14 protein-coding genes are annotated in these 26005 nt (G+C 49.8%); 12 read left to right on the top strand and 2 right to left on the bottom strand.

The window, feature by feature from the left end; translation table 11 throughout:
* Positions 1–12: 12 nt before the first annotated feature.
* Positions 13–1443, bottom strand: a complete 1431-nt coding sequence (locus QQK89_RS10490; protein ID WP_284238496.1) for a sulfatase family protein — start codon at positions 1441–1443, stop codon at positions 13–15.
* A gap of 164 nt (positions 1444–1607) precedes the next feature.
* Here QQK89_RS10490 and QQK89_RS10485 point away from each other — a divergent pair, with 164 nt between their 5' ends.
* The 12 genes from QQK89_RS10485 (at position 1608) to QQK89_RS10430 (ending at position 23238) form a co-directional block, all read left to right on the top strand.
* Positions 1608–1862, top strand: a complete 255-nt coding sequence (locus QQK89_RS10485) for a hypothetical protein (RefSeq protein ID WP_284238495.1) — start codon at positions 1608–1610, stop codon at positions 1860–1862.
* A gap of 611 nt (positions 1863–2473) precedes the next feature.
* A complete protein-coding gene (locus QQK89_RS10480; RefSeq protein ID WP_284238494.1) occupies positions 2474–3397 on the top strand; it encodes an ABC transporter permease in 924 nt (307 codons plus the stop codon).
* 17 nt (positions 3398–3414) lie between these two features.
* Complete coding sequence (locus QQK89_RS10475) at positions 3415–4299, top strand: carbohydrate ABC transporter permease (RefSeq protein WP_284238493.1); 885 nt, start codon at positions 3415–3417, stop codon at positions 4297–4299.
* A 56-nt stretch (positions 4300–4355) separates the two neighbouring features.
* A complete protein-coding gene (locus QQK89_RS10470; RefSeq protein WP_284238492.1) occupies positions 4356–5930 on the top strand; it encodes an extracellular solute-binding protein in 1575 nt (524 codons plus the stop codon).
* Positions 5931–6070: 140 nt separating this feature from the next.
* Positions 6071–12010, top strand: a complete 5940-nt coding sequence (locus QQK89_RS10465; RefSeq protein WP_284238491.1) for an S-layer homology domain-containing protein — start codon at positions 6071–6073, stop codon at positions 12008–12010.
* A gap of 163 nt (positions 12011–12173) precedes the next feature.
* Positions 12174–13142: a Gfo/Idh/MocA family protein gene (locus tag QQK89_RS10460; protein ID WP_284238490.1), complete on the top strand. Its 969-nt coding sequence runs from the start codon at positions 12174–12176 to the stop codon at positions 13140–13142.
* Positions 13143–13335: 193 nt separating this feature from the next.
* Entirely contained in the window at positions 13336–14430 is a 1095-nt protein-coding gene (locus tag QQK89_RS10455) for a GntR family transcriptional regulator (protein ID WP_284238489.1), read from the top strand.
* A 256-nt stretch (positions 14431–14686) separates the two neighbouring features.
* A complete protein-coding gene (locus QQK89_RS10450) occupies positions 14687–15598 on the top strand; it encodes an ABC transporter permease (protein ID WP_284238488.1) in 912 nt (303 codons plus the stop codon).
* 13 nt (positions 15599–15611) lie between these two features.
* Entirely contained in the window at positions 15612–16502 is an 891-nt protein-coding gene (locus tag QQK89_RS10445; RefSeq protein WP_284238487.1) for a carbohydrate ABC transporter permease, read from the top strand.
* 98 nt (positions 16503–16600) lie between these two features.
* Entirely contained in the window at positions 16601–18262 is a 1662-nt protein-coding gene (locus QQK89_RS10440; RefSeq protein WP_284238486.1) for an extracellular solute-binding protein, read from the top strand.
* Positions 18263–18345: 83 nt separating this feature from the next.
* Positions 18346–20514 carry a glycosyl hydrolase family 95 catalytic domain-containing protein gene (locus QQK89_RS10435; RefSeq protein ID WP_284238485.1) on the top strand — a complete coding sequence of 723 codons (2169 nt, stop codon included), beginning with the start codon at positions 18346–18348 and terminating at the stop codon, positions 20512–20514.
* Positions 20515–20574: 60 nt separating this feature from the next.
* The gene (locus tag QQK89_RS10430; RefSeq protein WP_284238484.1) at positions 20575–23238 is read left to right on the top strand and encodes a glycosyl hydrolase-related protein; all 2664 of its coding nucleotides are present in this window, start codon (positions 20575–20577) and stop codon (positions 23236–23238) included.
* Positions 23239–23303: 65 nt separating this feature from the next.
* On the opposite strand, the gene QQK89_RS10425 is transcribed toward QQK89_RS10430, so the two are convergent.
* Positions 23304–25940 carry a beta-glucosidase gene (locus QQK89_RS10425; RefSeq protein ID WP_284238483.1) on the bottom strand — a complete coding sequence of 879 codons (2637 nt, stop codon included), beginning with the start codon at positions 25938–25940 and terminating at the stop codon, positions 23304–23306.
* Positions 25941–26005 lie beyond the last annotated feature (65 nt).

Genomic DNA, 26005 nt, shown 5'->3' with positions numbered 1-26005 from the left:
CTTTACTCTTTTTTAGGCTAGCACCTTATTCATATACAAGTTAAGCAACTGCCCGCGAAGATCGGACAAGATTGCGGAATAAGCAGGATCGTCCACTATATTCGCGTACTCGTAAGGGTCATGCGCCAAATCAAACATTTCGCAAGTCTGCTGACCGTTTTTCTGCACATGAACATATTTATGCCTGCCATCGCTTACGCAAGCGAAGCCTTCTCCTTCGGCGAATACGTAAGGGTAACCTCCGGCATGGATTGATTCGCGGAAGTCGCGCCCCACCGTTTTTTTCTCCATGAGGCCGGCTGTCTTGATGCAGGTTGCCATAATATCGGTTAACATCACTTTAGCGTCGGTCGCCGATCCTTGTCGTTCACCAGGATATTGGACCAATAAAGGTACGTTAAGCACATCTTCGTAAGCACAGTTGTTTTTCCCCCATAGCCCGTGATTGCCCAGCATTTCTCCGTGATCCGCCGTAACAATAATGAGCGCATTGTCCCCGAATTTGCGGTATACCGATTCCAGAATCATGCCAATCGCATCGTCTATCTGTGAAATATTCGCGTAGTAGCTTCGGCGCAGGTTCTGCCAATAGGTTTCGGAATGATTTTTGCAAGCCTGATCCGCCGCTGCTCCCGAACCTTCAATTCCTCCGGGTCCATGATAACTTCCGTGATGGATCCGCCGTTTGTCGTCAAACTCATCCGCTTTCCATTTTCGCGGCGTATCCTTGGACATATCGACACGTTCCAAATACGGCTCGGGCGCGTCAAACGGAAAATGCGGGCCGCTAAAGGATACCCAAGCGAACATCGGCTGATCTTCCGCGTATGACTCTATATATTGAACCGCTTTGCGGCCCACCCAACTGTCGGGATGCCACTCTGGCGGTCCTGGGAATTTGAAAACCTTCCCATTTGCCTTCTCGTTCCAAACTTCTTGGCGGTAAGCTTCCAAATAACCGGCAGCATCAAGCTCCTTGGCATAATCGTCGTAAAACCAGACGGACACCTGCTTGTCATCCTGCAAATCCAGATGATCGATGCCTAGCTTCAGGTAATAATCCCTGAACGCTTCATAGGCTAGCGTCACTTCTGGCCGTGTCTGGCTATAAGGTACGGGAGAGAAGTGGCATTTTCCAAATACCGCCGTCCGGTAACCGCCCTCGCGAAACGTGCCAAACAGATTGGGGATGTCGGCGGAAAGCTCGCATTTGCGGAAGTTGCTATAAGCCCCGCTTTGATGAGGATATTGGCCTGTCAGAATCGCAGAACGCGACGGCAGGCACCAAGGGCTTACCGCATAAGCCTTATCGAAGCGTATACTTTCCGATGCAAGCTTATCCAGATGAGGAGTTTCAATCGCCTTATTGCCGTAACAGCTTAACGCGTCTTTCCGAAGTTCGTCCATCGTAATGAAGATTACATGGGGGGAAGAGGTTGTCAATTCGTTCATCACCTTTCTGGCATGCGAAGTAAACGTTTTCTTTCTTTAGTCTATATCTGACGTTTTTTTCTGGCAATGACCGAGAGGAACGATATGCGAGGGGAACTTTTTCTGTTTAATAACGTCTACATTCACTAGGCAGCAAGATTGGAAGGGAGAACGATATGGAAAAAGACAACATGAACGGACATGAATTGGATTACACCGATAAAAGCACGAATAAAGTGGCATCGTTTCTTATCTTCTTAACGTGGGCGGTCATAATAATCGGGTTTATAGTCCCGTTTGTCCCGCGTCAAGATGACACGAAAGCCCCTTTTCTTCCCACTGTATTCGAATTTATTCTAATAGGCGTATTTATTCGCGTAATGGCCGAGATCGTCAAGTTGTTGCATAGCATCAACCATAAGTTAAAGTAACCACAGCAGTCGCATAAACCTGCCCTCGTTGCACAAAATGCAGCATAGTAGCTCTATCGACCCCACTAACTAGATTTATCCTGTACCAAATGCAGCATATTCAACTAAATGTCTTACAAATATCTAATTTTTCTAAAATAAGCTGCATTCTGTGCAGTGTATTCAACCAATAGCTCTAATCTCATAAAATATCCTGCATTTCGTACAATGCAGCTAAACGAATCTTAACTCAAGCGAGCTGCCACAATAGCGAGCACTTCCCCCGGTCCCACCCACCAAACAAAGCCGTCCTTTCGGGCGGCTTTTTGCATTGAAAAAGTAGTAATAGCCAGATAAGGATGTAGGGTATGCTCCTGAGGAGCGAAGCGTCCGCCTTTGTCTGCGGGAAATATCCGATAAACAATCGGCTTAATTCTAAATTTCCTGCAGACAACAGCCGGCCGAAGGAGCATACCCTACTCCCCTAGATGGGCTATTACCTTTTTTTAATAGCAAAAACCACCCTCAGGACGTTTGTTTAATCCCAAACTATAAAGGATAAGATCCACTCATGGTTTTCGATTCCCCTCAAATCTACAATAAAACTATCACAAGAGAGAAGGGAAAACGCTATGAAAAATGGAGTCATTCGGGAATTGTTTAAAAATCGCACCTTGCTGCTTATGTTCCTCCCAGTAGCGGTACTCCTATTTTTGTTCAACTATCTGCCGCTGGCCGGACTTGTAATCGCCTTCAAAGATTTCGACTTCACCAAAGGCATCTTCGGCAGCAACTGGATGGATCCGCTATTTGATAACTTTGATTACTTGTTCTCCTCGGACACCGCGTTCCGGGCCGTAAGAAACACCATCCTGCTGAACGCGCTGTTTATCACGGTGGGTCTGATCTTCGAGGTTGGATTCGCGCTGTTGCTCAATGAGATTAGGAACAAGTATTTCAAACGGGTGTCGCAGTCGCTGACGTTCCTGCCGTTCTTTATCTCCTGGATCGTCGTTGGCGTATTCGCCTACAACCTGCTCGACTTCGAGAGCGGCGCGGTGAACCACTTCCTTACCCTGATAGGCCTTCAGCCAATCGACTTCTACAGCGAAGCGGGCTTATGGCCAATCATCTTGACCATCGCTATTAGGTGGAAGGTAACCGGCTACGGAACGATCATTTATTTGGCGGCCTTGACCTCCATCGACAACTCCTATTATGAAGCCGCATCGATCGACGGAGCGACAAGATGGCAGCAAATCCGTTACATCAGCCTTCCGATGCTGCGGCCAACGATCATTATTTTAACGCTGCTCGCGGTGGGAAGAATTATGAATGCGGACTTTGGGATGTTCTACGCGATGGTTGGCGACGCTTCGCTGCTGTTCCCGACAACAGACGTTATCGATACGTTCGTGTACCGCAGTTTGCGCAAATCCGGCGACATCGGCATGGCATCCGCGGCAGGCTTCCTGCAGTCGATGATCGCATTTGTCCTGGTTATCGCAAGCAACTATGCCGCCCGCAAAATCGATAAAGATTCGGCTATCTTCTAGAACGGAGGAAACACGATATGCCCGCCAAAAAATTCTCAATCTCGCAATCTCTCATCATTCTCGTCATTTCTTTGTTCAGCTTATCCTGCTTATTCCCGTTCATCATGGTGATCTCGGGCTCGCTAAGCACGGAGAACGACATTATCAATTATGGCTACACGTTATGGCCGAAGCACATTACGTTTGACTCCTACCGGATCCTGTTCCTCGGTTCCAACCGGATTATCGACGCTTACGGCATTAGCATTCTCGTGACGACAGCCGGAACAATCCTATCCGTATTTGTTACGAGCATGGGCGCTTACGTGATGGCGAGGCGGTCGTTCAAGTACCGGAATATTTTATCCGTCTACGTCATCATTACGATGTTGTTCAACGGCGGTCTGGTGCCATGGTATATCATCTGCGTGCATTATCTGAACCTGAAAGACTCGCTGTGGGCACTGATTCTTCCGATGCTCGCCAATGCGTTCAACATGTTCCTTATCCGCAATTTCATGCATTCGATTCCCGAGGAGATCAACGAATCGGCGAAAATGGACGGCGCGGGCGAATTCAAAATTTTTTACCGCCTTGTTATGCCTCTGTCGCTGCCCGTACTGGCCACCGTTGGTTTGTTCGTCGCCTTGAGCTATTGGAACGACTGGTTCCTGGGTCTGATGTTCGTCGACAAGCAAGAGCTTCAACCTTTGCAGCTGCTGCTCAGGACGCTTGTATCCAACGTCGAGTTCTTGAAGAGCTCCAGCAACGCTTCGGCGATGCAGCGCATATCGGCGCAAATTCCTTCGGAATCCATTAAGATGGCGCTTACCGTCGTCACGATTGGACCCATTGTTTTCCTGTATCCGTTCGTCCAGCGTTATTTCGTCAAAGGCCTTATGGTAGGCGCGGTAAAAGGATGACTATATCGGCTAACGCCGTGTAGTATATAAATGACAAGCATAAGGGAGAGGTCACGATGAAGAAGAAGGTTCGCATCATGTCGTTAGCTCTTGCTACAACGATGTCGCTCAGCTTAATGCTCTCGGCATGCAGCAGCGGAAACAACGGCAACGGCAACACGCCAAATAGCAGCAGCGGCGGGAACACGAACGCTCCTAAAGAAAGCGCGGCAACCGAAAGCACGGAGCCGGAAAAAGAAGTCACCCTCAAGTTTTACTTCGGCGGCGACAAAAAAGCGGCTACGGACGAAGTATGGTCCAAAGTCAGCGATTACGTGAAAGAAAAAGGCCTTAATGTTAAATTCGATATCAACTTTATACCGTTTGGCGATTTCAAAGACAAAATGCTCGTTATGGCCGCTTCCGGCGACAAATGGGATATGAACTTCGACGGCGACTGGCTGTCCTACAAGCAAATGGCGGCAAAAGGCTCCTACATGACGCTTAATGATTTGCTGCCGCAATATGCGCCAAACCTGTATAAGAAATACGAGGAGCAAGGCACGCTTGGCGCGGCTACCGTTAACGGCAATATCGTTGGTCTGCCGTGGACGATGAAGATGAACGAACGCAAATTTGTCGCTTGGCGCTCCGATCTGACGGAGAAAGCGGGTCTGGATATTCCGGAAGGCTCCGTGAAGACGATCGAAGACATGGATAAGTTGCTCCGCCAGATGAAGGAAGCTTACCCGAACGAAAGAATTAACCGGACAACGCCGCTCTCCATCTTTATGATCCGCGACGAGTGGGTGGACCTGAACTTCCACGGTCTTGGCTTCTATCTGAACGATCCGGCGGTAAAAGTACAACCGGTCGAGCAGCAGCCATTCTATATGGAAGCATCCAAACTCGCGAAGGTCTGGTATGACGAGAATCTGATTAACCGCGACGCGATGATCGACAAGACCGATGAAGCAGCCGAGTGGAGAAACGGCAAGAAGCTTGTAACCGTGACTTCCCATGAATGGGTAGAAGCGAACCCTGGCTTCTCCGACCCTTCTTACAAGCTGACGGCTTCCGAGTTCTATCCGGACAAAAAATTCATTAACCGTACTGCTCTGGCTAACGTTGTTGCGATTAACCGCAACTCCAAAAACGCCGACCGCGTGCTTCGTTTCCTCGATATGATCGAGACCGACAAAACCTTGTATGACCTTGTGCAATACGGTATCGAAGGCAAAACTTATGTCCTGAACGGCGATACGGCGGAATATCCGGATGGCATGGATACCACTACAAGCAACTATATGGAGTGGGGCGGCCAATGGGCGTTCTGGAAGCCGCAATTCATGCGTCCAACGATGACTTACGGACAAGGGTTCTGGGAGAACGAAGCGAAGTTTGCAAGCGAGCCTAACAATGTCAACTCGCCAATCGACGGTCTGTTCCTTGCGGAAGACGCGATTAAGAACGAAGTGGCCAAACGCGACGCGGCAAGCGACGAGCTGAGCAGACCTATCGAGTTCGGCGTTGTGAAGGATGTAGACAAAGCGGTTAACGACTACATCGAGACGCAGAAGAAAAACGGTCTGGATGCCATCATCACCGAAACGCAAAAACAAATTGACGCGTTTATTGCCAACAAGAAGTAACAGCCTGAAAGTTAACTAACATAACCGTACAGACAATCAAGAGAAGCCAGCCTGATGACACCTTTGGGAGGGCTTCTCTTTTTCTACGCCTTGTAAGCGGATTCAACGCTCAAATACATCTGCAAACTGGAGGTTTGATTGTGATTACGAATCGAAATCGGACAAACGTACGTACCGGAATGGCCAAATTTCTTGTCATGCTAATGTTATTTTCTTCGGTTGGTTTTATAGGTTTGCAAAGTGTTTATGCTGCGGAAGATGACGGCGATGTTGCCACGGTAACTCTTGGAGCTGAACCAGTGGAAAGCGGGATTTCCGGCAGAGCCGGCGACAACGGGGATGGACTTCAGACGGGAACGGTGGCGGGTGCCTCTTATTGGCAGACGAACAAAGCAGAAGGCACGACCTATATGTATATGAACGTTAGCGACGATTATCTGTTCGACAGCGCGGATTACGACGTGGATGTCACGCTTCGCTATTATGACGAAGGAAACGGAAGTTTCCTGCTTCAATACGATGCGCAGTCGGCGGCTTTCAAGGACAGCGCAAAGTTCACTTACACGGATACAAAGACTTGGAAGGACTACACCTTTAATCTGAGCGACGCCAAGTTCGCCAACCGCACGAACGGCGCAGACTTCCGGATTGCCATTGAAGGCGGCGGCATTAACGGTGAACAAAATCCGGATTTGAAGCTGGCTAGCGTTACGGTTAAGAAGACGCTCAAGGAAACGGCTACTCCGGAAGCCAGCATAACGCTTGGCGCAACGCCAATATCCCGCGGCATTACGGCCCATCCTGGCGATGGCGCCGCGGAGAATCTTGTGACTGGGGAGATCGGCGGCAAGACGTACTGGAAAACGAACCAGACGATTAGCTCAACCGACCATGGCGCCAATATTCTTTATTTCTACTTCGATGTCTCGGACAGCTTTTTGTACAATAACGCGGACCAGGATGTTTTCGTGACGGTTGAGTATTACGACAGCGGCAGCGGCAGCATGAAGCTGCAATACGATGCGTTGTCGGCAACCTTTAAGGATGCGCCTGAATTTACTTATACGAACACGAATACGTGGAAAAAACATACCTTTAAACTTGGCGACGCCAAGTTCGGGAACGGCACGAACGGCGGCGACTTCCGCCTTCACGTATCCGGACCGGGGGCGATTGGCGCCAACCCCGACCTATATATCGCTTCGGTATCGGTGAAAACCCAGCCGCAGCAAAACGTCTCTACGGAGACGAAAGTATACGACACGGTCTATCCTACGGATGATGTCGTGATCGCCGATATGAGCGTGAAGGACTTCGGCGCGGCCGGCGACGGCGTGAAGGATGATACCAAAGCGTTCCAGGACGCGCTTGCCGCAGCAGGCAACCGCGGGGGCGGCGTTGTTTTTGCGCCGGCGGGAACGTATAAGCTGACCAGTCATCTAATTGTTCCGACAGGGGTAACGCTTCGCGGCGACTGGATTAGTCCCGAAGCCGATGCGGCTGGCGGCCAAGCGAAAGGAACGATCCTGGCTGTATATGCGGATAAGGGCATCGAGAACGGACCAAGCTTCCTGCAGCTGGCGCCGGTAAGCGGCGTGACAAACTTGTCCGTCTGGTATCCGGAACAGTCGCTTAGCTCGCCGGTTGCTTATCCATGGACCTTCGAGCAGTTGTCGGGGGACAGCATGACGGTTAAGAATGTAACGCTCGTCAACTCCTATAACGGCATCAAGATAGGTCCTAGCTGGAACGAACTGCACTATGTGCGGAATTTGTACGGTACCGTGCTGAAGACCGGTATTTTCCTCGACTTTACGACCGATATCGGAAGACTGGAGCATGTCCGTCTGTCATCCGCCTATTGGGCGGGTTCCGGCTTGGCAGGTTCGCCGCAACCGGCGGAGTTGAAAGCCTATACGACCGCTAACGCCGAGGGGATCGTCATGGGTCGCTCGGACTGGGAGTATATGTCCGATATTGACCTGGCCGATTTCAAGACCGGCATGCGGATAACGACAAGAACGGGCAGCCTTGAGACGGCTAATGCCCAGCTGTACAAAATCAATGTTCACGACAGCAACGTGGCCCTGAAGGTCGAAGGCGTTAACGATTTTGGCCTTCTGATCTCGGATAGCAGCTTTAAGGCTAACGTGGGTGCAGATCCTAAAGCGGTTTATGCAACCGAAGGTTTCCATTCCATCGTTCAATTCAACCAAGTAACGTTTGGCGGCACGCCGCATCATGCGGTAGTAAATGAAGGCAGCGGCGTATTGTCGTTCGAGAATAGCACGTTCGAGAACTGGGAGGACCAAAGCGGCGGTTATGCGATTGACGCGAAAGGCGGCTCGCTTATTCTCGGCCAATCGACTTTCTCCAAAGCTGCGAAGCATGTACTCTTGGAAGGCAGCGTGGCAACGGTTAATTCGGTTAACTCCGGACATAGCGGCAGTCTTGCTGTGACCGATAACAGCGATGCGGCAGAGGTTAACGTGCATCAGGATGCAAAATATGTGCTGGAGCAGTTGCCAAGCGTTGCGGCGCTAGATTTGGCGAACCGTCCGAAGCCGGCTACGGAAAGCTTGTTTGACATTACGGCAGCTCCTTATTATGCCGACAGTACCGGCGAGACGGATGTATCGGCGGACATCCAGCAGGCGCTTGACGATGCCGATGCGGCGGGTGGCGGTACGGTGTATTTGCCGGCTGGCATTTACCGCGTCAACAATCCGCTCACCGTACCTAGCGGCGTAGAGCTGCGCGGTTCGTGGGATGTTCCGCATCATACGATTGGCGGCGGAACGGCATTGTTTACGACTTACGGCGAGAATAATCCCGAAGGCGCTGCGTTTATCTCGCTTGAGCAGGATGCGGGTCTCAGAGGTTTATCCGTTTATTACGATCAGCAGAGCTGGACGAACGTGAAGCCTTACGCTTGGACCGTTCAAGGCAAAGGCAGCGGCGTTTACCTGATCGATACCACGCTCATTAACCCTTATAAGGGCGTAGATTTTGGCACTTACGATACGAGCGGTCATTACATCGATTACGTTGCGGGCTCTCCGCTGATGGAAGGCATTTTCCTCGGCGGCGGCGCTGACGGCGGCTTGATGCGCAACGTACAGTTCAACCCGCATTATTACGGGCGCAACAACTTCCCGAACCATCCTTCCACGGATCAGGATTTTGACGCGGTATGGAGCTACCAGAAGGAAAATCTGGATGCGTTCCGGGTGGGCGACGTGAAGAATGAAACGATCTTTAATACTTTTGTATACGGTTCGAAATACGGAATCCATTTTGAAGAGCAGAACGGTGTTGGACCTGAAGCGGTTGTCATCGGCCACGGTACGGACGGCAGCAAGAAAGGCGCCGTGCTGGATGCCGCGGGAGAAGCGGGACTTAAGCTGATTAATACCGAGCTGGTGTCGATGAGCTCCTCCGACAAAGTGTATGTTGTGGTTGGCGAGAATTTTGATTCCAAAGCCGTATTCTTCAACTCTTCGATGTGGGGGGACACAACGCGTTCCTTCGATATTTTTGGAGGAGATGTCCGCATTCAGCAGAGCAACTTTACGAGAGTTGGGCAGCGCGGCATTAACGCGGTTGGCGGCGATATTACGCTGTATGATTCCTACTTCCAGCAGCCAAACACCAATCATGTGTATGCGGGTTCTGCTATTGAGAAGCTGGTAATTGCGAACAACCTGTTTAAAGGCGGTCTGCAGCTGATCAACGAAGCGGGGACAAAGGTAACGGGTTCAAACCTGGTTCCGGTTGCGCTGGATCTGGTGAAAGGCGAGTTCGACGAGAGCAACCCGGCTAACGCGAATTTTGCCCTGAAGCTGACCAACATGACGGAATCCGATCCGCTTGCGGGTAAGATCGAAGTTATTGCGCCGGACAGCTACAAGGACAAATTTGTACCTGTTCGCTTCAAGGATATTGCGCTTGGTGAGAGCGTAATGGTGGATCTCCCTTATTTGTCAGGGGATACGCTGAAGTACAAAGTAACGCTGGATAATGGCTATTCCTATGTGACACAGGTGAAGACTGCGCAGTCGTTTGCGACGCGCAAGGACGATAACAGCCAGGTTCAACCTACTATCGATATTTCAAGCTCCACCAATTATTCAAGCCTAGGCGGCATTTGGGGCGGCAAGGACGACCTGAGCGCGCAGGCGAATGTCCATTGGGATAACGATAATCTGTATGTAACGGTACGCGCTACGGACAATACGCATTACCAGACTTGGACAAACGGCGATATTTGGCAGGGCGACAGCTTGCAGCTTGGCATCGATTTGTCGAGAAAAGACGGCTCTGCGAGCCAAAATGTCAATGAACTTGGATTTGCGCTTACAAATAGCGGCACGGTCTCGAAGTGGAGATGGCGTGCGCCGGCTGGTGTAGCTGGCGGGGCATTTAACGATGCGGATGCGGTTATTACGCGGGATGAAGCGACTCATCAGACGGTGTATGATATTACGATTCCGCTCTCCGCCTTGCATGGCGCAGGCTATACGTTCTCGCAGGAGGATCCGCTTGGTCTGACGATACTGCTCAATGAACATGACGGCGCCGGCCGTTCGGGCTTTATCGAGTATAACCAAGGGATCGGTACAAGCAAGGACGCTACGCAGTTTGGCGATCTGTATCTGCTGGGCTCGGATTACGAAAGCCTGCTCGAGCAATCGGCTAATGCAGCGGTAGCGGCGGCTGAACAGTCGAAGGACGTTACAAGCATTGACGCTGCAACCAACTTTGTTAGCTTGCTTCCGCAAGGAACGGTGAAATCCGGACTGTCGGCTAGACTGACGGCAATTGGCGGAACAACAAATCCTGGCAGCGGTTCGGGGTCCGGCTCAGGCAGTGGGCAATCGGATCAGCCGAAGGTGACGGTTGGCGCTAATGGGGCAGTTAAGGTTGAAGGTACGCCAGTTGTTGACGCCGGTTCAAAAAATGCAAAACTTTCGCTGACTGCTACGTTGCTGGATCAAGCGTTCACGAAAGCAGCAGCAAGCCAAGACGGCAAGAAAAAGGTAACCGTGGTGCTTCCTAGCGTAGCAGGCGCAAATGGCTACTCGCTTGAATTGCCATCCGGTTATCTGACCGGTCAATCCGCCGATAAACAGATTGAGCTTGTCACTCCTACGGGGACCATTCTGCTCTCAAGCGATATGCTGAAGCCGGATGCCGGCAAGCTTGGCCAGACGGTTACGATCAGCATAAGCAACGTGAATTCGGGCAACTGGAGCGAGGAGCTGAAGAAGACAATTGGCGGCCGTCCGGTCGTTGACCTTTCGGTTCAATCTTCCGGCCAGATCATTAATTGGCATAACGGCGGTTCTCCGGTGACGGTATCCATCCCGTACACGCCTTCGGCTGCCGAGAAAGCGGATGCCAACAAGCTGACCGTCTGGTATATCGACGGAAGCGGCAAGCCGTTCCCGGTACCTAGCGGGAAGTATGATGAAGCGGCTGGAAGCGTCGTATTTACGACGAAGCATTTTAGCCAATACGCGGTTGCTTTCGTGCAAAAATCGTTTGGCGATCTGATCGGCTATGCCTGGGCGAAAGAAGCGATCGAGGTGCTTGCGGCGAAGGGAATTATTAACGGCGTATCCGATACGTCATATGCTCCCGGAGCATCGATTAAGCGGGCGGATTTCGTGAAGCTGCTCGTCGATACGTTTGGTTTCGCGGCAGAAGCTCCAGGTACTTTTGCCGATGTGAGCTCGAATCGTTATTATGCCAAAGCGGTGGGTACGGCAAAGGCCCTTGGCATTACGAACGGTGCCGGAGGCAACCGGTTTAATCCGGAAGCTCCGATTACAAGAGAAGAAGCGGCAACGTTTATCGAGCGTGCTCTCACGGTTGCCAAGGCTGGTTTGCCAGCGGGTACGGAAGATGTGCTTTCAGCATTTAAGGATGCCGATCAGATTTCGGCGTATGCGACAAGCAGCATAAGCGCGCTTGTGAAAGCGGGTCTCTTGCAGGGCAATGATGGATTGCTATTGCCAAAAGGCCAATTGACGCGGGCGGAAGCAGCCGTATTGTTCTACCGGATTTATAATCAATAATTTAAATCGGTAGGGGCCGGATTCCAGGCAGGAATCCGGCTCCTTTTTGGCGTATTATTAGCGTGCTAAACATGCCTTTGCACCAATAAGCTAGACAAGTAATGCGTTTTGAAACAGGATTGCAGACACTGGAACGGCTATTTATGTTGGGAGGCTACATGGGATGAGCAACATTCGGATTGGTTTTATTGGAACGGGAGGCATTGCAGGCTGGCATGCCAAGCAGCTGCTGGAGCTCCCGGAGGTTCAGATTACCGCGTTATCGGATACGAGCGAGAGCAATCGCATTGCTTTTGCCGAGAAGTTTGGTTTGCAGGAAGCACGGCAATTTGCGGATTATGAGGAGATGCTGGAGCAAGGCGAGATTGACGCGGTAGTCATTTGCTCGCCGCATACGCTTCATTTCAGGCAAGCCTATGATGTTCTGGACAGAGGATTGCATGTGCTGATCGAGAAGCCGATGACTTGTTCCTCGGAGGAAGCGGAGCAGCTTATTCGGAAGGCGGAAGAGTCGGGGAAAGTGATGCAGGTATCGTACCAGCGGCATTTTCAGCCGGAGTTTCTGTACATTCGGGATGCAATAGCAAACGGGGAGATAGGCAGACTTACCTCTGTAACCGCTTCCCTCAGTCAAGAATGGTACCAGCTTACCCAAGGGACTTGGCGCCAGGTGCCGTCGCTCTCCGGTGGCGGATTCCTCATGGACTCCGGAAGCCATATTATCGACGTGCTGCTGTGGACGACCGGAATGACTCCGGTGGAAGTGAAATCCCAGCTGCATAACCATGGGGCAGCGGTTGAAATCGACAGCTTTACTTCCATTCGCTTTGCGGAAGGGGCGCTGGCTGGTCTGAACTTTGCGGGCTATGCGCCGGGCTGGAACGAGACGTTTGCTTTCTGCGGGGACAACGGCGGCATCTACTACGACAATGGCAAAATCACGCTCCGCCGCTTGAACGAGGAGCCGATCGTACCGGAGCTTCCAGCTGCTACAACGAACCAGGACAAAAGCTTCATCGACGCCATCCTTGGCCGCCACGAAGTGCTCGTCCCGGGCGAGTTCGCCCTCAAGGTCGTACGTTTGAGCGAAATGATCTACCAGGCGGCGGGTTACGATCCGCTGAAGAGATAACGATGAAAGGGTTGCCCCGTGTCGGGGCAACCCTTTCATTTATTTAAAAATGTAATTCTGGGCTTATTCTTCATTTGCCATTCTAGGGTTCAATCTCTTCCCGGATCAAAATATCTTGTATCAAAAAACTTGACACAGATGTAGACCGAGGATACAGTGAAGTAAAAGTTCTGGATGAGGGGAATGTGCAGTTGTGGCTAAGTATACCGTTATTAAGGAAGATATTAAGCGACGGCTGATTAACGGAGAATGGACGGAGGGCTACAGATTGCCATCCAGCCGCGAGTTCGCCCAATATTATGAGTCTAGCGTAAATACGATCGAGAAGGCGATCAAGGAACTGGCGGAGGAAGGTTGGCTAATCCGGGATACGCGGAGAGGAACCTTCTTGAACAAAGCGAAGGAAGCTGTGACAAGTGGTTCTCGCCTCATAGCTGCATTTGTTTTCGGGATTGATAATCCGATATGGGCGACTGCATTAAGAGGCGTGGAAGACGTTTTGTTCCTGCGGGGATATCAGTTGTTAAGCTCAAGTGATGATCGAAACTTGAAAAAGCTGGAGTCTCTCGTGCGAGGAGCAGTGGAAAGAAAGGTCGAGGGGGTTATTCTAAGTCCTTTTATGAGCCAAGGACATGAAGATATTAATAACCGGATATTTTCTATGCTAGAAAGCAATGGCATAAAGAATGTAAGCTTGGATCGGGCTGTCCACAACACCAGTATTCCTTATGTTACCAGCGATAATATTACAGGCGCTTACAATTTAACCAAGCTTCTCATAGCAAACGGTCATCGGCGAATTTTATTTATAAAAAATTCAAATATAAGTACGGTAAATGAAAGGCTATTTGGTTTTAAACAAGCATTTATTGACTCGGAATTAGAGTATTCCGATGAATTTGAAGTTTTTATTTCAACCAAATATGAAGATTTCACGGATGAGTTTGATGCGTATTGTGACGTATTAGGGAAAAAAATGAAAGAGATGCGGTTTACCGCCGTTTTTACTGCAAATGATCAAATTGCCGAAGCTGCCATCCGTTCGTTCCAAAATTTGAATTATCGGATACCTGAGGATGTATCGCTTGTTACGTATGACGCCGAAAATCTAAACCGCAGAATCCATTTAAATGTCACCGGGGTTACGCAGCCTTTTTATGAAATGGGACAATGCGCTGCCAAGCTATTGTTGAACATGATTGACGACCATGAAAATCAGTCTTTTTACGGTCAAGTATGCAATTCGAAAATGTATATCGGTAAGTCTATAAGATTGATTGTCACTTAATCAGAGGTAAATAGGGCTCCAATCAACGGCAACATTGAGTTTCCTTTATGGAAATTCAATGTTGCTTTTTTTGATTCAAGCAATTGACTAAGGCGACTTCTGTATCATTTTTACGCCATTTTAATATCAATTTTTAAATACAAGTAATTAATATATTGACACAGATGTTCATCGGCTGTATTGTTCATTGTAAGCGGAAACATTTTGTTTGGTCCAGAGATGCTGGAAACCACACGTAGTCTGAGGGGGGACACAGATGGTAAGTTCACACAAACTTATCAAAGCATGTTGGAAGCAGCGGTATTTTTTGTTAATGGTTTTGCCCGGTTTTCTAATTGTATTGGTATTCAGCTACTTTCCGATGTACGGCATCCAGATTGCCTTCAAAAAGTATAGCGCGGTACGCGGGATGTGGGGCAGCGATTGGGTAGGTTTTAAGTATTTCGTTTTATTCTTTCAAGATCCGATGGCAATGCGGGTTCTCAAAAACACCTTATTGTTAGGCGTCTACTCCTTGCTCTGGGGATTTCCCGCCCCGATTATATTAGCCTTGCTATTTAATGAATTAAAGCGTCCTGTATTTAAAAAAGTGGTACAGACTATCTCCTATTTGCCGCACTTCATTTCCACGGTCATTATTATTGGCATTCTTCGAACGTTCACCGAAAGAGACGGCTTGTTTAACCAAATTGCTGCTTGGTTCGGCAGCGAACCGATTGTGTTTCTGTCGGAGCCCGAATGGTTCAGAACCATATTTATCAGCTCAAACATATGGCAGGGTATCGGCTTTGGCACCATCTTGTACCTGGCGGCATTAAGCAGCGTTGATCCTACGCTCTACGACGTTGCTAATATTGACGGGGCAAACCGTTGGAAGAAGGTGCTGAATATTAACTGGCCGCATATCAAACCAACAACGATCATTTTGCTGATTTTGTCCCTTAGCGGTATTTTGGGAACGGATTTTCAGAAGATTCTTCTGCTTTATAACCCAGACACTTATGAGGTCGCGGATGTTATTGGGACCTATCTATATCGCGAAGGCATCATGGGGTCCAGATTCGAATATACAACCGCCATTGGGCTCTTCCAGTCGTTTGTTGCATTTATTTTGCTCGTAGGAGCAAACATGCTTAGTCGCAAAGTATCGGATACGAGTATTTGGTAGGGGGTACGAAAACGTGGTAGGTAAAGAAAGCGTTGGATCGAGAATCTTTGACTTGGTGAATATGGTATTGATGCTGCTTCTATGCGTGGCTATGTTATATCCGTTTTTGAACGTTATTGCAACTTCTTTAAGCAATTCTGAACATATCCTGAGAGGCGATATTACGATTTTTCCGAAGGGCTTTAATATAGGCGGTTACAAGTACATATTGAAGGATCCCTTCCTCTATTCAGGCTACGCTCATTCCATTATTTACGCTATCGGGTCCACCCTGTTTATGCTGACCTTCACTTCGCTGATGGCGTATCCGCTTACCATTCCCGACTTCGTGGCCAAAAAATTTCTTTCGATCTTTCTGGTCATTACGATGTTTTTTAGCGGCGGTTTGATCCCTTCGTATTTGCTCGCTCGCAGCCTTCATTTGCTTGATACTTATTGGATCATTATTATTCCGGGCTGTGTGTCTGCATTTAATGTCTTCTTGTTCAGATCCTTCTATCAGACGATCCCGGCCGATTTGCGAGAATCCGCTGTGATCGACGGCGCTAACGATATTCAAATTTTAGTGAAAATCATGTTGCCGCTCTCCAAGCCACTCTTGGCTACATTTGCGCTCTTTGGCATTGTCGGAAGCTGGAATAGTTGGTTTGAAGCACTAGTCTATCTTCAGGACGAGAATAAGTATCCTCTGCAGTTGATTCTAAGAAAATATTTGTTTTCCATTTCCTTTGATTCCGGCACGGGAACAGAAGTTATGCAGGCGATGCTGTCGCAAATGAATATCAGTTCTAAAAATATTCAAATGGCCATTGTTGTCGTTGTCATGTTCCCCATTATGGTAATTTATCCGTTTCTCCAGAAGTATTTCGTGAAAGGCGTCATGATCGGTGCGGTCAAGGGTTGATTGTCCAAGACTGCTGAGAGGAGTGGTGCCTATTAGTAAAGAGATCGGAGCTTAGCAACATTCACGCGTAGATGACAATGATTCCAGGAGGGGTAAAGATGAGACAAGGCATCAAATTAACTTCTTTAATGCTTGCAGGCTTATTAAGCACGGGAACTGTTCTGGCAGGTTGCAGCTCTGATTCTACTTCGACAAACTCAGGAAACGGCGAAGCTGCGGAACAAGCTGGAGCAACACTAAGCTTTTCCGTAACATTGCCGTCCTTCGGCGCCAAAATCGAGGACTCTATGGTTCAGAAGGAATGGGTTAAACAGATGGAGGCCCTTACCGGCAAGAAGCTCGACATAAAATTTAATTACATTCCGATTGGCGAATACGATGAGAAATCCAAACTCTTGCTTGCTAGCGGCGATACGACAGATTTGTTCATGGTTATGAACAGAGATCTCTATAAACAGTATGAAACAGAGGGGACATTTCTTGATTTGAGCAAGTATAAAGAGCTTCTGCCTAACTACTTGAGCCTGGTCGATCAAGCGACAGACGGCAAAATTAAGGCGATCCGATCCGATGGGCAATTTTATGGGTTATGGAATATCGACCTTCCGCGGCAAGAGCAGGATAAAGGAATGGGCGTATACACGCCGGCAACCTATCGCTATGATATTTTTCAAAAAGAAGGCATCCCTATTCCAAGTACATTGGACGAGCTGTACGCCGCTGCCAAAACTCTGAAAGATAAATACCCGAATTCCTATCCCGTCAATACGCAAAGTGGCTCGTTTGATCCGCTCTTTTATGCAAATCACAATGGCGGATCTTCAATCTACTGGAACGGTAAAAACTTTGTCTATGGGCCGTTCGAAGATTCTTATAAAGAAGCGCTGCAGTTTGCGAATAAACTATACGCCGAGAAATTGCTAGACCCTGAGGTATTCTCGGACAAATCCGATGCGATTAAGAAAAAAGTAATGAGCGGCACTAATTTTATCTTGCTGTCCAATTGGTTTACTTTTGCTGGAGATTGGAATAGAGCAGCAACCGGAGGGGAGAAATTCGTCATTTCCTTGTTCCCCGATAATCCGAAGTATGGGAAAGCGTGGCAGAGCGTGAACGACTTCAGTACCGTAGGGGTTAGCTCCGGGGCGGTAATGGTCGTTAGTCCAAAGGCGAAGCATGTAGAAGATCTAGTGAAGCTGCTAGATTTGCAATACAAGCCGGATATTATCAACCTGGTTACATGGGGAATCGATGGAACGACCTATACGAAAGATGCCAGCGGTAAACCGACGTTCATCGATTCAATTAAACAGGCTGCGAACCCTTGGGTCGAAGGCGATAAATACGGCATGAGAGCAAGCAGCTCCTATCGTCCTGGCCTGCAAATGGCTATTGATACTCGAGCATTCGTAGATTTTGCACCAAAAGACTCCGGTATTATTAACGGCAAGCCGGTTGATCAACCATGGGAAACTGCGTTCAAGGACTTGCCATTCCCTAATGACTACGTGCCTCCGATGGTATTTCAGCCTAGTGTTGAATTTACAGACGATGAACGCGAACAAATTACTTCGGTAATGTCACCGGTAAATACGTATGTAGCGGAAATGCAGAACAAATTTATAAATGGCAAAGAAAGTTTTGCTAACTGGGCAGACTTTCAAGCTAAAATTAAAAAAACAGGCGATCTCGACAAGGTGCTCAACATCTATAACGATGCGTTAACAAGATATCAAGAGAGACGTGCAGCTAATAAATGATTAATGATGTGGCCCGCTAATTTCCTTCGGTGGAGGCGAAGCGGGCTTTATTTGAACATTTAAGATTGGTGGTGGATATTGGCGTGGAAGCAACGGAATGGAAGCAAAGAGTGAAGAAATATAAGGGGATTTTTACAGAACCGCCCCAAACGGTACCTTCGGACAAAGTCGTCGATAGCCCGGTAATCGGCAATGGCGATCTCGGCGTCACCATTAGCGGAAGACCGGATCAGCAACGTGTATGGATATCGAAAACGGATTTCTGGAAAGCGCAGAAGATGTACCCCAATGGCAGCCCGTGCCTGCTTGGCGGAATCGATATACATATTCCTGATCTCGTAAATGCTTCGTATTATTGCGAGCAACGGCTGGATGAAGCCCAAATCGTATCGGCCTTTCATGGCACGGCCTCTTCGGTCTACATAACCTCTTGGATATCAGCCTTGGAAAATGCGTTAATCATTGAGTTTAGCTGCGAAGGGCAAGCGGTATCCGTTAAGCCGGATCTGTGGGTACAGCAGGGTAATGGATCGGAAACGGAGTATGGGCAGGAAAGCAATGCGGTTTGGGCGACACGTAGATTTTCAGGCGACGATATCGAATGGCCAACAGAAGGCGTTATTGCTATGCGCAGCTCGGCAGGTAGTCCTTCCTTTACGCTGCAGCCTGGGACAAAACAATATTTGGTTGCCTACGTAATGACGAACCATGACGAGGAAAACTATCTGCGGGAATCTATTCGTAAAGTTGGTCTTATCGATGAGAAGGCGATTGCTTCGCTGCGCTCTGACCATGAGGACTGGTGGAGCACGTTCTGGGCCAAGTCTGCTATTGACATCGGGGATGAATTGCTGGAAAAGTTCTGGTACGGTTCCCATTACATCATGGCCTGCTGCAGCCGCAACAAAAATTTCGCGCCTGGCTTGTTCGGCAATTGGATAACGACGGATACCCCGGAATGGGCGGGCGATTACCACCTAAATTATAACTACCAGGCCCCTTGGTGGGGTGTATATTCATCCAACCACATTGAACTAAGCGAACCGTATGATACGCCACTCTTGGAATATATGTCTAGCGGACGCCGGTATGCGAAGGAATATTTGGGCATCCGAGGACTCTACTACGATGTTGGTATAGGCCCGAAGGGTTTACCCACTGCATTGTGTAATACCCCTTATGAGAACGGACATATGTTTTTGGGGCAAAAGAGTAACTCGGCGCTAAGCACGGTCAACATGCTGATGCGGTTTTACTATACCTATGATTTGGAGTATGCCGGATTCGTTTATCCCTTCCTCACTGAGGTTGCGGATTTTTGGGAGGATTATTTGATCTTCGAGAATGGCCGTTACGTGATTTACCATGATGCTATTCATGAAGTAGGAACCTATACGGAGTCGCACGACGATGATCATTGGGACCGCGGCCTGGAGGATATGAATCCCATTCTTTCATTAGCGCTCATCCGGATGTTGTTTAAAGGGCTTCTCGATATTTCCCGGCAATTGCAGCTCGATGCAGAGCGTCGCGAGAAATGGACTCATATTTTGGAGCATATCAGCGAGTATCCAACGTTCGAGCGGGAAGGAAAAACAATATTCCGCTTAACGGAGCAAGGCTACGATTGGTGGCCGGACAATACGCTGGCGATTCAGCATATTTGGCCAGCCGGCGGAATAGGCCTTGATTCGGATCCAGGACTTTTGGAGATTGCCAAGAATACGATTACGGTGCTTAACCGATGGACGGATTATAACGGCTTTCCGACGATATTTACCGCCGCGGCGCGTGTCGGGTATGAACCCGAGACGATCTTGCGCGAGCTTCGCCGCCAATGTTCGAAGCACAGCTTTCCGAATCTGTTTATTTTCTTCGGCGGCGGTGGCATCGAATGCTGCAGCGGAGTACCTGCGACTATCAACGAGATGCTGCTGCAAAGCCATGAGCAAGTAATCAGGCTGTTCCCGGTCTGGCCCCGGGACAAAGCTGCCCGTTTTCACCAGCTGCGGGCTGCGGGAGCATTCGTTATTTCCAGTGAGCTTTCCGGAGGTAAAGTAACTCTCATTGAGATTACAAGCGAGAAAGGCCAAGATTGCCGCATCTTCAACCCTTGGCTTAACGAAGGGTTCTCTTTAATAGAAGTTGATAGTAAGCATCCAAAGGAAATAGAGTGGAAACTATCTTCCGATATCATCTCTTTTCATACGGAAGCGGGCAAATCCTACGCCTTGCGCCATCATGAGAGCTAGCTAGAGGATATGTTTTATCAACAATTAATGATTAAATTCAGCATGGCAGGGTGAATGTGTATGTCAAAAATTAAAGATGTGCTTGTGCTCCATCATAGCCACTTGGATGTCGGTTACACGCATGCGCAGCCTATTCTGTTGGAGCTGCAAATGAACTATATTGATCAAGCCTTGCAGTTATGCGAATTAACCGAGGATTGGGACGAAGAGAATCAATTCCGCTGGACATGTGAATCTAGTTATCCTGTCCTCCAATGGCTGGAGAAGGCAAACGATCAACAAATTGAAAAGCTTAGCCGTTATCTGCAAAATGGGCAAATGAGCATTTCCGCTTCGTTCATGCATACGACGCCGCTTGTGACCGCAGAGCAAACGGCCCGTATGCTGCAACCGATCAAGAAGCTGCGCAGCCTGTTTGGGATTGAGATCAAAACAGCTATTCACCACGATGTCAACGGTCAGCCATGGCCTTACTGCCAGCAGCTGATTGATGCCGGTGTAGAATTTTTCATCATGGGCATTAACATTCATATGGGTGTTGTTCCATTCACAAGGCCAAACGCTTTTCACTGGGAGGCTCCTGATCGCAGGAAGCTGCTGACGTTTAACGGGGAGCATTATTCGCTATTCAGCCAAATTTGCGGAGTAAACGCCAAAAATACGGCCGTCATGGCGCAAGGCATAGCCCCGTATTTGCAGAAGCTCGAGAATAATCCCGACTATCCTTTCGATTTTATCTATTTAACCGCAACCAATCTGCCGCTATACGATAACAACCCGCCGGACCAGGAGCTGGCAGCTCTTATCAAGCAGTGGAACGGCGAGTCGCGCGAACAACGTATTTCATTCGTGACTCCGGAGCAGCTGCACGCTAGAGTTCGCAAGCATGCAGAGCAGCTCCCGACTTATGCCGGGGATTGGACGGATTATTGGAACTTTGGTTCGGGCAGCTCCGCCAAGGAAACGAAGCTGAATCGCCGCACGAAGCAAGGCATGAAAGCGGTCGAACTGCTTGAAGCCTTCCAAGGAGAAACCGATAACCGATATCCGGCGATCAAACGGCAAGCTTGGGAGCAAATCCATTTGTTCGATGAACATACTTGGGGGGCGTTTAATGCCATTGCCGATCCCGATCATGTAAACGTCGATATCCAATGGGCCCATAAAGCGCATTACGCTTACCAAGGCAATAGTCTGACCGGCTACTTGCTTGGAAGCCAGTTGGAGAAGCTCGCCGGAAATCCGCTTCAGGCGGATGACCCCGAGGGGGTTCTGCTTGTGAACTATTCTTCCGCTCCGATTGTTCACGACCTGCGGATTCCCTCAAGCTTTCGAGCGTCCGGCCGTCATCTGAGAGCGGACAGAATGAGACAAGTGCTTATGAACAACGATCGCCTTGCTGCCGGAGAGAGCTACGGAGCGATCGAATTGCCGCCGTTCAGCTGGCGCAAAATTCCGTTCGACAAGCTTCAGCGTGCAGAGCAGGCTTCAAATATAGAAGCATTCCCCGGGTCCAAAGAGAAATGGAACGATCCGTTTAGCGCAATGAATCAGGGATATGAGATTAAGGTTCTGAACGGACGGATTGAATCGCCTTACCACAGGCTTGATTTTGATCCGGTCCGGGGAAGAATCATAAGCTTGTACGACAAACAAAGCGATTGGGAGACACTTGATTTGTCCAGTCCTTGGACGCTGTTTCAATATGTTCAGGAGACGGTTGATGCGACCATTGCCGAGAACAGCAGACAAACTATTTTTTCGCGGGATGTTGAAAAAGGCAACAACAGCATCAGCTGCTGGAATAACGACTGGCCTGCGGTTAGGCGGTCTCACTCTCAACTCGCGTATTGCTCCGTTGAACGGGGAGCGAACGACGCAACGCTTGTGCTGCGATGGGATGCTCCGGGGGTAGATAACCTGGAGCAGCGCTTTACGCTATTTAACTACCGCCCCGATATAGAGATTAAGGTTTCTTATCTAAAGAAAGACATTACAACGCCGGAAGGAACGTATTTTGCGATTCCGCTCAATTTGGGAAGCTGGCGGTGTTTATATGATACGGCCGGACAGCTCGTGGAGCTGGATGAGCAGCAATTGCCGGGTGTTTGCAGGGATTTCTTGACTGTGGACAGGAGTGTTTCCCTATTCGACGGGGATCACGGGATAACGCTGGTCTGCCCCGATGCTCCGTTGGTGCAAATAGGAGATTTCAATTTCGGCAGAGAGCATAAGCAAATCGACAGGTCGGCTAATCCATTGCTGTTAGCCTGGCCGATGAATAACTATTGGGAAACAAACTTTAGAGCGAGGCAGCCAGGCTTTAATTCTTTTACCTACATGCTGTCGACGTATCGGGCATTCGAACCGTCGGCGGTAACCGAAGCCTCAACCCGGGCCGCATCGCAAATCTACGCAACGCCTATAATGGAATGCATGCAGGAAGAAGCAGGGCAATTTATCCATTTCGAAAGTGAACATGCGTATGTTGTCGATGTAAAACCAGCGGAGTCAAGCAAGGGTATTATCGTACGAATTAATAACGTGAAGGATGGCTATACAGAGGCTAATTTGAGCTTTCCGGGCAGACGGATTGCGGAAGCGTACTTGTCTAATGTACTGGAGGACCCGTTGAATTTATTGGCATCCCAGAAAATAGACATGCTTCATGTTAACCTAGAGGCCAAGCAAATGATTCATCTGCTTATTATTTTGGCGGAATAGGAAAAATGGCGGGAAAATGAGTAAAGCCCTACAGGAAACTGTAGGGCTTTTAGGCTTGGGTTGCCTTACTTCACCTCAAACTCGCCAGTCAGAGCGATATGACTGGAGCTTGAACCAATCAGCACGCGGAAGGCGCCGGGCTCGACGGTCCATTTCAGATCGCGGCCGAGAACGCGGAGATCGCGAGAGGTCAGCGTAAACGCAACATTTGCCGTTTCGCCCGGCTGCAAGCGGATGCGCTTGAAGTGGCGAAGCTCCTTCTCCGGCCGCGCTACCGAGCTGAACACGTCGCTCACGTAGAGTTGAACGACCTCGTCACCCGCACGGTCACCTGTATTGGTCACGTCGAACGTCACGTCGACACTATCATCCGCGCCGATCTCAAGCGAACCTAGTTGCAGATTGCCATACCGGAACGTTGTATAGCTGAGGCCATGGCCAAAAGGATACAGCGGTTCGTTATTGCCTCCGGCATAATGCTTCTGGCCACCGCGGCGGCGGTTATAGTAGACCGGAATTTGGCCGATAGTCCGCGGGAAGGAAATCGGCAGACGGCCAGCCGGGTTGTAATCGCCAAACAATACCTCGGCAATCGCAACGCCGCCCTGCTCGCCCGGATACCAAGCTTCGATAATAGCCGGAATATGCTCAGATTCCCATTCCAATGTAAGGGGACGTCCATTCTGGAGAACCAGAATAACGGGAGTGCCCGTCTCATATACTGCCTTCAAAAGCTTAAGCTGGTCGCCCGGCAAATCCAGGCTGCTGCGGTCAATGCCTTCCCCGCAGGTACGCTCGGAATCGCCAAGGGCGACAATGGCAACATCGGCTTGAGCCGCCGCGGCAACCGCATCTTGAATGCCAATCGTGTTGTGGTTCCATCCGAGCACGACTTCAACGCCGTTTGTATCCTTGCAATATTCCGCGCGGATATCGTATTCCCTGCCGGCTTCTAGCTCGATCGGAACGCTGCGCTTAGCGCTTTTGTCCTTGCCCCAGCCGTCCACAAGCAGCTCGCCGTCCAGCCAGAAGCGCATGCTGTCCTGGCTAATTGTACCGATGTAACCGCTGAAGCTATGCTTCGGAATAAGCTTGCCGGTCCAACGGACGGAGAAGCCCATCGTGTTAATGCTTTGATCCGGCTTTGTAATGACCCAGTTGAAGTTGATGTGGCGGTCCAGCTTGCTTAGAACAGGAGAACCCGCAAGCTCCGGATTGTTGAAGTATTCGCCGACCAGTCCAGGATTGCCGCTGCCGTCATGGAGGCAGTCCGCCGGAATGGCTTCGAGCTCATCGGCCAGAATGCCCGTACCCTTGGCATACAGCACGTTCGTCTCGGAAGAGACAGCTGATTTAATGCCCTCGAGCAGAGTTGAAGGCTTAAAACCTTCGATATAAGGCGTATAGTCGCCAAGCCGGGCTTCAGCCGCGCTAGGTCCGATAACGGCAATGCTTCCCAAAGTTTTGACGAGCGGAAGAGCGTAAGCCTCATTTTTCAGCAAGACGATACCTTCCCGCGCCGTCTGAAGCGCCGTCTGTCCATGCTGGGCATGGCGGATGGCCTGCTTGGAAAGCTCCGGATCGACATACGGATTCTCGAACAAGCCGAGCATGAACTTCACCTTCAGCACGCGGGAAACAGCTTGATCCACGACCGCCGCATCCAATTCGCCGCTTTCTACCATCTCGGTAATCGACTGCTGATAGAGCTCATGCGGGTAATCGTAATATTGCATGTCCGTGCCGGCAACCAGCGCCTGGCGGATCGCTTCCTTCTCCGAATCGGCCGTGAAATGCGCATGCTGCAGACGGGCGATAGCCCCGAGATCGGAACGGACAAACCCCGGCATGTTCCACTGTCCGCGCAGAACTTCCGTCAGCAGGCTGTAGTCGGCCGAGCATGGAACGCCGTCAATGGAATTATAGGAACACATCGCGTTAACCGCGCCGGCTTCCACAAATGCCGCTTCAAAGACCGGAAGGTGATAGGCGTGCATATCGTTCAGGCCGATGGAAGCGGGAGAATGGTTCAGTCCGGATTCCGGAATTCCGTGTACGGCAAAATGCTTCGGCTCCGCAATAAGGCTGTTGTTCGCGGCAAGGTCGTCGCCTTGCAGGCCCTTAATCATCGCCACCGCCATGCGGCTCGCCAGATGCGTGTCTTCGCCGAACGTCTCTTCCACTCGTCCCCAGCGCGGCTCGCGGGCAAGATCGAGTACCGGCCCAAACGTTTCGTGAATGCCTACGCTGCGCGATTCGGCCGCGATCTGCCGGCCAATCTCTTTTACAATTGCGGGATTCCAAGTCGAAGCCATGGTGATGGCATGCGGGTATACCGTAAAGCCGGGACGCAATAAACCGTGCAAAGCTTCTTCGCTGAACAGAATCGGAATGCCTAACCGAGTCTCTTCCACTGCATAACGCTGCAACTGGTTATTCACCTCGGCCGTGCCATACAAGTCATGAAGGCAGCCGATACCTTCCTCGCCTACTACTTCGCGCACTTTGTCCCAGTTCACCACCGCATCATCGGCCATCACGGTAATCATGTGGGGATGGGTCGCGCTCATGAATGAGGCGCCAAAATATTGATCCAGCTGCCGGACCTTCTCTTTAAGAGACATCCGGGCAAGCAAATCCGCTACGCGCTGCTCCATTGGAGCATCCGCCTTTTTGTACAAAGCCGCATTGGCATGAATCATTTCGTATTCCTCCTGTAACTTGATCGATCGCGTCTGTATCTAATCTAGCGCAACATGCGGCGCCT

Origin of the sequence: Paenibacillus glycanilyticus (genome assembly GCF_030161375.1) — a bacterium.
GTDB lineage: Bacteria > Bacillota > Bacilli > Paenibacillales > Paenibacillaceae > Pristimantibacillus > Pristimantibacillus glycanilyticus_B.
This window is presented reverse-complemented; position numbering and strand designations above follow the sequence as displayed.

What these genes read in the sequence shown, in the direction of transcription:
- QQK89_RS10450 (WP_284238488.1), top strand. Translation starts at nt 14,687, where the DNA reads ATGGTAAGTTCACACAAACTTATCAAAGCATGTTGGAAGCAGCGGTAT.
- QQK89_RS10480 (WP_284238494.1), top strand. Translation starts at nt 2,474, where the DNA reads ATGAAAAATGGAGTCATTCGGGAATTGTTTAAAAATCGCACCTTGCTG.
- QQK89_RS10475 (WP_284238493.1), top strand. Translation starts at nt 3,415, where the DNA reads ATGCCCGCCAAAAAATTCTCAATCTCGCAATCTCTCATCATTCTCGTC.
- QQK89_RS10425 (WP_284238483.1), bottom strand. Translation starts at nt 25,940, where the DNA reads ATGATTCATGCCAATGCGGCTTTGTACAAAAAGGCGGATGCTCCAATG.
- QQK89_RS10430 (WP_284238484.1), top strand. Translation starts at nt 20,575, where the DNA reads ATGTCAAAAATTAAAGATGTGCTTGTGCTCCATCATAGCCACTTGGAT.
- QQK89_RS10470 (WP_284238492.1), top strand. Translation starts at nt 4,356, where the DNA reads ATGAAGAAGAAGGTTCGCATCATGTCGTTAGCTCTTGCTACAACGATG.
- QQK89_RS10460 (WP_284238490.1), top strand. Translation starts at nt 12,174, where the DNA reads ATGAGCAACATTCGGATTGGTTTTATTGGAACGGGAGGCATTGCAGGC.
- QQK89_RS10440 (WP_284238486.1), top strand. Translation starts at nt 16,601, where the DNA reads ATGAGACAAGGCATCAAATTAACTTCTTTAATGCTTGCAGGCTTATTA.
- QQK89_RS10485 (WP_284238495.1), top strand. Translation starts at nt 1,608, where the DNA reads ATGGAAAAAGACAACATGAACGGACATGAATTGGATTACACCGATAAA.